This is a genomic window from Rhodosalinus sp. (assembly GCF_041685465.1).
Taxonomy (GTDB): Bacteria; Pseudomonadota; Alphaproteobacteria; order Rhodobacterales; family Rhodobacteraceae; genus Rhodosalinus.
The window spans coordinates 1-11,121 of record NZ_JAWLFS010000090.1 but is presented as its reverse complement, the minus strand read 5'-3'; the positions used below and the strand labels follow the sequence as shown (position 1 = coordinate 11,121).

The following is an 11,121-nucleotide window of genomic DNA, read 5'->3' as shown; positions in this document are numbered from 1 at the left end:
CGTCCCGCCATCTTTTGAGCTTTTTCCAGCCTGCACGACTTGCTATCCGTGACCCCGCCTGCAATGGGCGCACGATGCAAGGACGTGCCGATGTGGCATGATGGCAGCCCCGACATGAACGACGCGACCTCATCCTCCGCGCGCGCCCGGGTGCTCGAGGCGGCGCGGCGGGTGCTGATCACCGAAGCCGATGCGCTCTACCTGCTCGCCGAGCAGTTGCCCGAGGATTTCACCGCTGTGGTGGACCTGATCCTTGCCGCGAAGGGCCGGGTCGTGGTCTCGGGCATCGGCAAGTCCGGACATATCGCACGCAAGATCTCGGCGACGCTCGCCTCGACCGGAACGCCGTCGCATTTCGTGCACGCCGCCGAGGCGAGCCACGGCGATCTGGGCATGATCACCCGGGACGACATCTGTCTTCTGATCTCGAACTCCGGCGAGACGTCGGAGCTTCGCGACCTCGTCGCCCATACCCGCCGCTTTGCGATCTGCATGGTCGCGATCTCGTCCAAGCCCGCAAGCACGCTGATGAAGGCCGCCGATTACCGCCTGATCCTGCCCGCTGCCCCCGAGGCCTGCGCCATCGGCATGGCGCCGACCACCTCGACCACGCTCACGCTCGCGCTCGGGGACGCCCTCGCCGTGGCGCTCATGGAAAAGCGCGGTTTCGTCGCCGAGGACTTCCGCATCTACCACCCCGGCGGCAGGCTCGGCGCGCAGATGGCGACCGTGGGACAGTTGATGCACGATGGCGCGGAACTGCCACTGGTGGAGGCGGAGACGCCGATGAGCGAGGCGCTGATCGAGATGACGTCCAAGGGACTCGGCATCGCTGTCGTGGTCTCCGGCGGGACCCTGCGCGGCGTGATTTCGGACGGTGACCTGCGCCGCAAGATGTCGAATCTCATGACGCATACCGCTGGCGAGGTTGCCAATACCGACCCGGTCACGGTGCCTGCCGGACAGCTCGCCGCGCAGGCGCTCGCCCTGATGAACGACCGCAAGATCAGCGCGCTCGTCGTGGTCGACGAGGAGGCGCGCCCCAAGGGTGTCATCCATATCCACGACCTGCTCCGGGCCGGGGTCGCGTGATGGACGTCACGATCCTGATCCCCGCGCGCTATGCCTCGACCCGATATCCCGGCAAGCCGCTCGCCGAGCTCACCTTGCCGGACGGGTCGCGCAAGAGCCTCATCGAGATGACCTGGAGCGCGGCACAGGGCATCGAGGGCGCGAGCCGCGTTCTCGTGGCGACGGACGACGACCGCATCGCCGAGGCGGCCAGCGGCTTCGGCGCGGATGTCGTGATGACGGACACGGCCTGCCGCAACGGCACCGAACGCTGCGCCGACGCGATCGACAAGGGCGGGATCGAAAGCGATGTCGTGGTCAATCTGCAGGGGGACGCACCGCTCACCCCGCCGTGGTTCGTGACGGCCCTGATCGAGGCGATGAGGGCGGACGACACCATAGATGTCGCGACGCCCGTTCTGCGCTGCGATCCGGTCACCTACGGCCACTTCGTGGACGACAGCAGGATGGGCCGCGTGGGCGGCACGACGGCGGTGTTCGACGCAAGCGGGCGCGGTCTCTATTTTTCCAAGCAGGTGATCCCGTGGATCGCGCCCGGCAGGATCCCCGACCCGATCCCGGTCTTCCACCATGTCGGCGTCTATGCCTATCGCCCGGCGGCGCTCGCCGCCTACGCCGCCTGGGACGAGGGCACGCTCGAGCGCCTCGAGGGCCTCGAACAGCTCCGCTTTCTGGAGAACGGTGCCGCTGTCGCCTGCGTCGAGGTCGAGGCGCAGGGCCGGGTCTTCTGGGAATTGAACAACCCCGAGGACATCCCCCGCATAGAAGCCGCTCTGAAGGAGCCCTGACCCCATGGATCCGATCCAGACCCGCACCGTGACCATCGGCGACGTGGAGGTCGGCGGCGCGGCCCCTTTCGCCCTGATCACCGGCCCCTGCCAGCTCGAAAGCCTGGCTCACGCGCGGATGATGGTCGAGAGGATCGCGCAGGCCTGCGCCGCAACGGGCACGAAGTTCATCTTCAAGGCCAGCTACGACAAGGCCAATCGCTCCTCGCTCGGCACGTCCCGGGGGCTCGGCATCGACAAGGGGCTGGAGATCCTCGGACAGATCCGCGCGGAATTCGGCGTGCCGGTGCTGACCGATGTCCACGAAGCCTGGCAGTGCGCCAGGGCGGCCGAGGTGGCGGATGTGCTGCAGATTCCCGCGTTCCTCTGCCGGCAAACCGACCTGCTGCTCGCCGCCGGCGAGACCGGCGCGGCAATCAACGTCAAGAAGGGCCAGTTCCTCGCGCCCTGGGACATGGAAAACGTGGCACGGAAGGTCGCCTCGACGGGCAACGAACGGATCATGCTCTGCGACCGGGGCACGAGTTTCGGCTACAACACGCTCGTCACCGATTTCCGCGGCCTGCCGACGATGGAACGTACCGGCTGGCCGATCGTCTTCGACGCGACACATTCGGTGCAGCAGCCGGGCGGACAAGGCGCCACCTCCGGCGGACAGCGCGAATTCGCGCCGGTGCTCGCCCGCGCGGCCTGCGCGGTCGGAATTTCGGCGCTCTTCATCGAGACGCATGAAGAGCCCGACAAGGCGCCCTCCGACGGCCCCAACATGATCCCGGTTGAACGGATGGAAGCCCTGATCGCAGAGCTTCGCGCCTTCGACGACCTGCGCAAGGGTCGTGCCTGACCTCATTGCGCGGCATCCGGCTCCACCACGCCCCTGCGCCCGGTGCCCCGATCCACCCGCTGGATGGAGGTCCTTGCAGCCCATGGCGCGCAGACCCCGCCAGGCGATCTGCCGCGGCGGTCCCGGAGGAGCCGTGCTTGCTCGTTTATTGAATCCAGTCTTCTCGCGGGAACTTGCGCATCTCGCGCATGCGGCCCGGGCGCGTGGCAAGAGTGTCGCCGGCGCGTTCGAAACACCGGATTTCGACCTCGGCCTCCGGGCCAACGGCGCGCTGCGGAAGCATCCAGTCGCACCGCAGGGCGATCTGCTGCGACACGTTCGCGACCTCGCGCGTGCAATCGCCCGTTCGACACGCTGCCTGCAACCGGCCCGGCGATGGCCCAGCGCCTTGCGACCCGAAACCCTTTCGCCCGCGTGCTGGTTCTGCCTCCCGTTTCCAAACCTGCACCTGAGCGCGTGTCGGCGCCCTCGGTCCCACCCCGACGGCGGCGCCGCCGGATCGTCTACGTCGTGCGCGGTAGTGTCCCGGGGCGGGGTTTGGGAACTGGCGTCCACCTGTCTCTCGCAGCCGGTTTTGCCCGTTCACGGAGGGGCGACCCTCTTCGCCGTATCGGGATCTGTCCTCATGCGAGCGGTGTCCAAAGCAGTATGGGCACGGTCCCGGGAGCGGGCAGCACGGTCTGCGTCTTGATGTGTCTTGATGCGTCGCCGGAATTCTTCGTTCGGGTTACAGATCGCGGGCCGACGTGGAGGGCATGCCGGTCTTGCGCGTGGCCCGGCGGCGCGGGCGCAACCGGTCAATCACCGCCGTCGCACGCGTGCTCGTCACCGTACGCCCTCGCATGTGGGGCGACGCGACGACATTCCGCTTCGGCAAGGAGAATGTCAGGATCGTCCGATCCCGTCGCCTGGCCAACCGCGGGCCATTGCGGAAGCAGCCTGCTCGGCCGCGGCCCGCTGTGCCCGCAGCCTTGGCACCGCGCGGCCCCAGAAGCGCGCCATCATCAGGACCCCTGCGCAGGCGAGGCCGAGCGTCAGGCCAAGCCAGACGCCCGCGCCGCCCCAGTCCAGGACGAAGCCCATCACCAGCGCACCGGGGATGCCGATTCCCCAGTAGCTGACCGAGGCCATGACCATCGGCACGGTCGTGTCGCGCACGCCGCGCAGGAGACCGAGCGCCATGACCTGCGCGGCGTCCACCAGTTGAAAGAGCGCCGCGATCGCAAGGAACGTTGCCCCGAGCGCCATGATCTCGGCCCGCGCGGGCTCGTCGGGGTCGAGAAAAAGGGCGTAGAGCGGGCCCGGCGCCGCGAGGAAGAGGAGGATCGTCGCGCCGGCCGCCAGCGCACTGAGCGCGAGGATCGCCTGCGCCCCGCGCGTCAGGTGCTCGGTATCCCCGAGGCCATAGGCATTGCCCGCCCGGATCGTCGCCGCGTTCGAAAGACCCATGTGCATCATGAAGAAGGCCGAGGTGACCTGCAGCGCGATGCCGTGCGCGGCGAGCGGGATGGTCCCGAGCCAGCCCATCATCACCGAGGAGAAGGAAAAGAGCGCCACCTCGGCGAGATTGGTCAGCCCGATCGTCGCGCCCATCCGCGCCACCTCGCGGAAGGCGTCCCAGTCCGGCCGCCAGAGCCGCGCGAAGAGCCCGTGCTGCGGCAGGACGGCCGCGGCGTAGCCGGCCGAGAACAGGAGCGCGAGCGCATTGGTGGAGACGCTCGCGATCGCCGCGCCCTGCAGGCCGAGCGCGGGGGCGCCCCAGTTGCCGAAGATCAGCGCATAGTTGAACCCGGCGTTGGCGACCGCCGCCGCCACCGTGATCCAGAGCACCACCTGCGTGCGCCCGAGCGCGGCGAGGTAGGACTTCAGCACCATCACGAGGAGCGCCGGCAGCAGCCCCGGCCCCGCGATGCGGAGGTAGTCCTGCGCCGCCGCCGAGAGCTCCGGCGTCTGCCCGAGCGCGCGCATGACGGGCGCGGAGAACCACACCAGCGGCAGGCAGGCGAGCGCGAAGAGCGTCGAGAGCCAGAGCCCCATGCGCGTGACGCGGCGGATCGCGGTCTCGTCCGCCTCCGCCTCCGCGGAGGCGACGAGCGGCATCACCGCCCAGGCGATGCCCGATCCCATGATCCAGAGCATGAACCAGAGCGCCGTCGCCAGCGTCAGCGCCGCGAGCCCCTCGACCGAGTGCCAGCCCATCATCACCGTGTCGGTGAGATGGATCGCGAACTGCGCCAGATGTCCGCCGACGAGCGGCAGGCCCAGCACGAGGATCGCGCGGACGTGGCGGGCGTATGTCATCCGGGGGGCGGCCATGCCCGCGGCTTACGCACCGCCTCCCGTGCCCGCAAGGAGGCTCAGACGAGACGCAACGCCATCTGCCACGACAGCGCGGCGATCGCCGCGCCCGCGCTCACCTCGAGGAGCGGCGCGGCGCGGGCGAGCGTCCGGTTCTCGGAAAGCTGCGCGAGCGCGCCCTCCCGGGCGGTGAGCGCGGCGAGGGCCACCGCGACGGTCACGCTCGCCGTGCCGAGGGCCATCGCCGTCACCCCGGCGATCCCCTGCCAGACGAGATCCATCCGCCAGGTCAGGACCAGCAGGAAGAGCGCGCCGGTACAGGGACGCAGCGCCACCGCCCCGATCAGCGCCGCCGCGTCGCGCCAGCCGGTCACCCGCGCGGCCGCCTCGGCGCTCGGCCCGTGATCGTGCCCGCAGCAGGTGGCGTCGGTCGCGCCGGCCCGCAGCCGCCAGAGCCGGCGCGCGCCGCGCAGGACGAGCCATGCGCCGATCGCGCCGACAGCGGCGTAGGAGAGCGGCGCGAGCCAGGCCTCGGTCGTCGCGGTGAGCTGTGCCCGCGTCAGCCCGAAGGCCCAGACGCCGCCGTAGACGAGCGCCACGGCGCTCGCGCCCTGCGCGAGGCTCGAGGCCAGCGCGAGGCCGGAGAGGCGCAGCGCCGGCACCCGCGTCCCGGCCGCGTATCCCCCGAGCAGGAGCTTGCCGTGCCCGGGACCCGCCGCGTGGAAGAACCCGTAGGCGAAGGCGACCCCGAAGAGCGCAGCGAGCGCGCCGGGCTCGCCCGCGCGCAGGGCGCGGAGGGGCGCGGCCATGGCGCGCTGCGCCGCCTGCTGACCCTCCGCCGCGCGGCGCGCGACCTCCTCGGCGCCGCCGAGGAGCCAGAGCCAGCCCGCCGCCGCGGCGACGGCGGCGAGCCCGATCAGGAGAAGGGTGCGCATGCGATCCGGGCGGCGTCGGCATAAAGATGGCCGACCTCGAGCACCTCGAAGGTCATTTCGTCCACCTCGCCCGCCATCTCCTTCACCTTGCGCTCGGCGGCCTCCGTGTCGGCCGGCTCGATCTCGGCGCTGCAATCCTCGGACAGCGTCACCTCGGTGAGCGTGTAATACACGAAGAAGGTGGGGTCGTAGGCTTCGAGCACCGCGTCCGTGACGGGGAACGGCGCGACCGGGCGGCGGTGGCTCGCCACGATGCGCGCGTCCTCCACGGCGACGCCGGTGGGCTCGGGCAGGCCGATCTCGGCCTCGGCCTCGTCGTTCGAGAGGTAGATGTCGCCCTCGAAATCCTCCGGCCAGATCTCGATGTCGAAGCCGCGCAGCTCGGCGAGCTCGGCGTCGGTCAGCACGGCGTCGCCGTCCGGGTCGAGCCCCATCTCCTCGAGGATCATCAGCGTCGAGAATTCGTCGTAGGTCCAGGTGACCTCGACCGCCGTCACGCGGCCCGCCTCGTCGAGCTCCAGCGCCACCGCCGCGTCCACGAACATGTGCGGATGCGCCGCAGCCGAAGCGGGCACCGAGGCGAGCGTGATCGCGGTCAGGGCAGGACGCAGCATGTCCCGAGACCTAGGCGCCGGGCGCATGGACCGCAAGCACGGCGCGGCGCCGGCTCGGCAGTCCTCCGCCGGTCGCGCAGCCCGGCCGCCATGCCCGGCGCACGCGGCGTCCGCCGCCCCATGCGCCGGAGGACCCTTTCCGGGCGGCGCGGTTGCTGTTCTAATGGCGAGCCAAGCAGAAAGGCCGGGCAGGCATGGCAGACGATCTTCTCTCTTCGCAGGGACACGGCGATTATGACGCCTCCTCCATCGAGGTGCTCGAGGGGCTGGAGCCGGTGCGCAAGCGTCCCGGCATGTACATCGGCGGCACCGACGAGCGCGCGCTGCATCACATGGCCGCGGAGGTGCTCGACAACGCGATGGACGAGGCCGTCGCCGGCCACGCGAGCCGCATAGAGATGGAGCTGCACGCCGATGGCGCGCTCACCATCCGCGACAACGGCCGCGGCATCCCCGTCGACCCGCACCCGAAGTTCCCCGGGAAATCCGCGCTGGAGGTGATCCTCTGCACGCTGCACGCGGGCGGCAAGTTCTCGGGCAAGGCCTATCAGACGAGCGGCGGCCTGCACGGCGTGGGCGCCTCGGTGGTCAACGCGCTCTCGGACGTGATGACCGTTCAGGTGGCGCGCAACAAGGTGCTGCACGAGCAGCGCTTCGCGCGCGGCACGCCGCAGGGCCCCGTGCAGGAGATCGGCGCGGCGCCCAACCGGCGTGGCACCACCGTGACCTTCCACCCCGACCCGGAGATATTCGGAGCCGCGCGCTTCAAGCCCGCGCGCCTCTTCAGCCTCGCGCGGTCGAAGGCCTACCTCTTCTCGGGCGTCGAGATCCGCTGGAAATCCGCGGTCGAGGACGGCGAGACCCCGGCCGAGGCGACCTTCCGCTTTCCCGGCGGCCTCGCCGACTACCTCGCCGAACGCCTCGAGGGCGCGACCACCTATTCCGAGCGCCCCTTCGCCGGGAAGGTCGACTTCGCCGAGCGTTTCGACCGGCCCGGCAAGGTCGAATGGGCGATCAACTGGACGCCCGCGCGCGACGGCTTCGTGCAGAGCTACTGCAACACCGTGCCCACCCCCGAGGGCGGCACGCACGAACAGGGCTTCTGGGCCGCGATCCTGAAGGGCATCCGCGCCTACGGCGAGCTCGCGAACAACAGGAAGGCCGCGCAGATCACCCGCGAGGACCTCGCGGGCGGGGGCTGCGCGCTCGTCTCCTGCTTCATCCGCGAGCCGGAGTTCGTGGGCCAGACCAAGGACCGCCTCGCCACTGCCGAGGCGGCGAAGCTCGTCGAGGGCGCGGTGCGCGACCACTTCGACAACTGGCTCGCCGCCGACCCGAAGAGCGCGGGCGCCATCCTCGACTTCCTCGTGCTGCGCGCCGAGGAGCGCCAGCGCCGCAAGCAGGAGAAGGAGACCGCGCGCAAGTCCGCCACCCGCAGGCTCCGCCTGCCCGGCAAGCTCGTGGACTGCACCGTGGCCGCCCGCGAAGGGACCGAGATCTTCATCGTCGAGGGCGACAGCGCGGGCGGCTCGGCCAAGGCCGCGCGCGAGCGGCGCACGCAGGCGCTCCTGCCGCTTCGGGGCAAGATCCTGAACGTCCTCGGCGCGGCCTCCTCCAAGCTGGGCCAGAACGCCGAGATCAACGACCTCTCCCAGGCGCTGGGCGTCGGGCTGGGCACGAAGTTCCGCCTCGACGACCTGCGCTACGAGAAGGTCATCATCATGACCGACGCGGACGTGGACGGCGCGCATATCGCCGCGCTGCTGATGACCTTCTTCTTCAGCCAGATGCGGCCGCTGATCGACCACGGGCACCTCTACCTGGCCTGCCCGCCGCTCTACCGGCTGACGCAGGGCGCCCGGCGCGTCTATGCCCTCGACGAGGCCGAGCGGGAAGCCTGGATGAAGACCGGCCTCGGCGGCAAGGGCAAGATCGAGGTCAGCCGCTTCAAGGGCCTCGGCGAAATGGACGCCAAGGACCTGAAGGAGACCACGATGGACCCGGCCTCCCGCCGGCTGATCCGGGTGACCATCGACGACGACGAACCCGGCGAGACCGGCGACCTCGTCGAGCGGCTGATGGGCAAGAAACCGGAACTGCGGTTCCAGTACATCTCCGAGAACGCGCGGTTCGTCGAGGAGCTGGATGTTTGAGTGCCCGTAGGGTGCGTGCTCAGCACGCACCCTACGCCGGCCGCGGCGGCGGGGCATCTTCCGCGCGCGGCACGACCTTTTGTAAGGCTGCGACAGAGGCTGGTCCCGCCGCCCCACCCCGCAGTTGAAACCCGCCGCCTGCGCGGGCATGGTGACGCCGACACGGGCGCGCGCGCGTCCATGGGGCCATTCCGGAGAGGCGGCATGATCGGAGCGGGGCGTGCGGTCCTGACGGGCGGCTTGATGCTGACGCTGGCGGCCTGCGGGGCCGGTCGCATGCAGAACGCCTGCATCGACTCGGGGCGTGCGGGGGCGAACCCCGCGATCTGCGGCTGCATTCAGGCGGTGGCGGATCGTGAGCTCGACCGCGGAGAGCGGCGGATCGCCGCGAGCTTCTACGACACCCCGCAGCGCGCACAGGACATCCGGCAGTCCGACGATCCCGCCGACCGGCGGTTCTGGGACCGCTACACCGCCTTCGGCGACGAGGTGGAGCGCGCCTGCGCGCGGCTTCGCTGACGCGGCGGGCCGGACGCTTGACCAAGGGCGCCGCAGAGACCGGAGCGCGCCGTTCCGGCACAGACCGGGAGAAGGCGATGGGCCTCAAGGGCGTCACCCTGCGCGGGCTGGAGGTGTTCGAGGCGCTCGCCGCGACCGGCTCCGTCGCCGAGGCGGCGGCGCGCACCGGCCTCTCGGCGCCGGCCGTCTCGCAGCAGATGCGCAACCTCGAGGCCGCGCTCGGCACCGCCCTCGTCGATCACGCGCGCCGGCCGATGCAGCTCACCCCCGGCGGGCGGCATTTCCTGCCGCGCGCGCGCGAGGTGCTGTCGCAGCTTCGCCTCGCCCAGTCCGAGCTCACGATGATGGATCTCTCGGGGCTCACGACGCTGGCGCTCGGCCTGATCGACGATTTCGACAGCGACCTGACCCCGCGCCTCGCCACGATCCTCGCCGAGAACATGGCGCGCTGCCGCTTCCGCATGGTGACCGCGCCGAGCCACGAGATCACGCAGGCGGTGGCCGAGCGGCGCCTCGACCTCGGCGTGGCGGCGAGCCCGGGCATCCCGCACGAGGGCCTCGCCGAGTTGCCGCTGGTGCGCGATCCCTTCATCCTCGTCACCCCGCGCGGGCCGCACGAGGGGCAGGCGGCGATCGGGCGGCTGCCCTTCCTGCGCTACGACCGGACGCAGCTCATCGGCCGGACGATCGAGGCGCATCTGCGCCGGGAAGGCGCCGAGTATCCCGAGCGCTTCGAGATCGGCGCGCATCAGGCGCTCATGGTGCTGGTGGCGCGCGGCGCGGGCTGGGCGGTGACCACGCCCTTGGGCTACATGCGCGCGGCGCGGCTGCACGACCGGATCACGGCGCATCCGCTGCCCTTCGCGCCGCTCGCGCGGACGATCTCGCTCTTCGCCGGCGCCGACTGGGCGAGCCCGGTGCCCGAGGACATCGCGCGCACGGTGCGCGATCTGGTGCAGACGCAGGTGGTGGGCCCGGCGCTCGCGCAGCTTCCCTGGCTCGAGGGGGAGTTGCGGACGCTGGCGTGAATCAGGCGTCGAGAAAGGCGCGCACCGCGGCCTCGAACGCGCGCGGCTTGTCGGCGTGCAGCCAGTGGCCCGCACCGGGGATCTTCGCGAAGCGCGCGGCGGGGAAAAGCGCCTTGATCCGGTCGCGGTGCTCGGGGCGGATGTAGTCGCTCTCCGCTCCCGCGAGGAAGAGGCTGGGGCCGTCGAACCGCCCCGAGACCTCCGGGAAGCCGAGGATCGCCTCCATGTCGCGCGCGAGCGCGTCGAGCTCGAGCCGCCAGCGCTTCGCCGTCACGTCGAGCGACTGCGCGAGGAAGGCGGCGAGGCCCTTGGCATCCTCCCCGCCGAGCCGCTCGGCGAGTGCGGCGGTCGCCTCCGCCCGGCTGCCGACCGTGGAGAGGTCGAGCGCGCGCATCGCCTCGAGCGCGGGCGCCTGCGAATGCGCGTAGGCGACGGGCGCGATGTCGGCCACGATCAGCCGGCGCAGACCCGCGGGCGCCGTCAGCGCCAGCATCATCGCCGCCTTGCCGCCCATGGAATGCCCGAGAAGGTTGCAATCCCGCCCTTCGGCGGCGATCACCTCCGCCAGATCGGCAGCCATGCCGGGGTAGTCGTGCCGCGTGGTGTGCGGGCTCTCGCCGTGGTTGCGCATGTCCACGGCGATCACCTCGCGCGTGTCGGACAGGCGTCTGGCGATCACGCCCCAGTTGCGGCCCGAGCCGAAGAGCCCGTGCGCGATGACGAGCGGCGGGCGGTCGGTGGGTGTGCCGTGGCGGGTCAGGGCGAGCATGGCGCGTCCCTACCGCGCCACGCATCGGTTGGCCAGCGCCGGGCGCTCGGCCCGGGCCGCAACTGGGGCGTGATCGCCAGA

The 11,121-nt window shown here is 71.0% G+C and carries 10 protein-coding genes; 6 read left to right on the top strand and 4 right to left on the bottom strand.

What is annotated here, in order from left to right:
• Nucleotides 1–114: 114 nt before the first annotated feature.
• From ACESL7_RS07860 to kdsA, 3 genes are read left to right on the top strand one after another with little or no spacing between them, the layout of a single operon-like run.
• Nucleotides 115–1,092: a KpsF/GutQ family sugar-phosphate isomerase gene (locus ACESL7_RS07860; RefSeq protein ID WP_372892763.1), complete on the top strand. Its 978-nt coding sequence runs from the start codon at nucleotides 115–117 to the stop codon at nucleotides 1,090–1,092.
• A complete protein-coding gene (locus ACESL7_RS07855; protein ID WP_372892762.1) occupies nucleotides 1,092–1,880 on the top strand; it encodes a 3-deoxy-manno-octulosonate cytidylyltransferase in 789 nt (262 codons plus the stop codon). Before ACESL7_RS07860 ends, ACESL7_RS07855 begins: the two co-directional genes overlap by 1 nt.
• 4 nt (nucleotides 1,881–1,884) lie before the next feature.
• Nucleotides 1,885–2,724: a 3-deoxy-8-phosphooctulonate synthase gene (kdsA, locus tag ACESL7_RS07850; protein ID WP_372892761.1), complete on the top strand. Its 840-nt coding sequence runs from the start codon at nucleotides 1,885–1,887 to the stop codon at nucleotides 2,722–2,724.
• An 885-nt stretch (nucleotides 2,725–3,609) separates the two neighbouring features.
• Here kdsA and ACESL7_RS07845 read toward each other — a convergent pair.
• From ACESL7_RS07845 to ACESL7_RS07835, 3 genes are read right to left on the bottom strand one after another with little or no spacing between them, the layout of a single operon-like run.
• Nucleotides 3,610–5,025, bottom strand: coding sequence for an MATE family efflux transporter (locus ACESL7_RS07845; protein ID WP_372892760.1), 1,416 nt, complete (start codon nucleotides 5,023–5,025; stop codon nucleotides 3,610–3,612).
• A gap of 56 nt (nucleotides 5,026–5,081) precedes the next feature.
• The gene (locus tag ACESL7_RS07840) at nucleotides 5,082–5,957 is read right to left on the bottom strand and encodes a nickel/cobalt transporter (protein WP_372892759.1); all 876 of its coding nucleotides are present in this window, start codon (nucleotides 5,955–5,957) and stop codon (nucleotides 5,082–5,084) included.
• The gene (locus tag ACESL7_RS07835; protein ID WP_372892758.1) at nucleotides 5,939–6,571 is read right to left on the bottom strand and encodes a DUF1007 family protein; all 633 of its coding nucleotides are present in this window, start codon (nucleotides 6,569–6,571) and stop codon (nucleotides 5,939–5,941) included. The genes ACESL7_RS07840 and ACESL7_RS07835 overlap by 19 nt, the downstream gene beginning before the upstream one ends.
• A 194-nt stretch (nucleotides 6,572–6,765) precedes the next feature.
• Between ACESL7_RS07835 and parE the strand changes: the two genes are divergently transcribed.
• The 3 genes from parE to ACESL7_RS07820 all read left to right on the top strand — a co-directional run bounded on the left by parE (nucleotide 6,766) and on the right by ACESL7_RS07820 (nucleotide 10,271).
• On the top strand, nucleotides 6,766–8,724 hold the full coding sequence (parE, locus tag ACESL7_RS07830; RefSeq protein WP_372892757.1) for a DNA topoisomerase IV subunit B: 1,959 nt from the start codon (nucleotides 6,766–6,768) through the stop codon (nucleotides 8,722–8,724).
• Between the two features lie 204 nt (nucleotides 8,725–8,928).
• Nucleotides 8,929–9,243, top strand: a complete 315-nt coding sequence (locus ACESL7_RS07825) for a hypothetical protein (protein WP_372892756.1) — start codon at nucleotides 8,929–8,931, stop codon at nucleotides 9,241–9,243.
• Nucleotides 9,244–9,320: 77 nt separating this feature from the next.
• Nucleotides 9,321–10,271: a LysR family transcriptional regulator gene (locus ACESL7_RS07820; RefSeq protein WP_372892755.1), complete on the top strand. Its 951-nt coding sequence runs from the start codon at nucleotides 9,321–9,323 to the stop codon at nucleotides 10,269–10,271.
• A gap of 1 nt (nucleotide 10,272) precedes the next feature.
• Here ACESL7_RS07820 and ACESL7_RS07815 read toward each other — a convergent pair whose 3' ends face one another.
• Nucleotides 10,273–11,040: an alpha/beta fold hydrolase gene (locus ACESL7_RS07815; RefSeq protein WP_372892754.1), complete on the bottom strand. Its 768-nt coding sequence runs from the start codon at nucleotides 11,038–11,040 to the stop codon at nucleotides 10,273–10,275.
• Nucleotides 11,041–11,121: the final 81 nt, after the last annotated feature.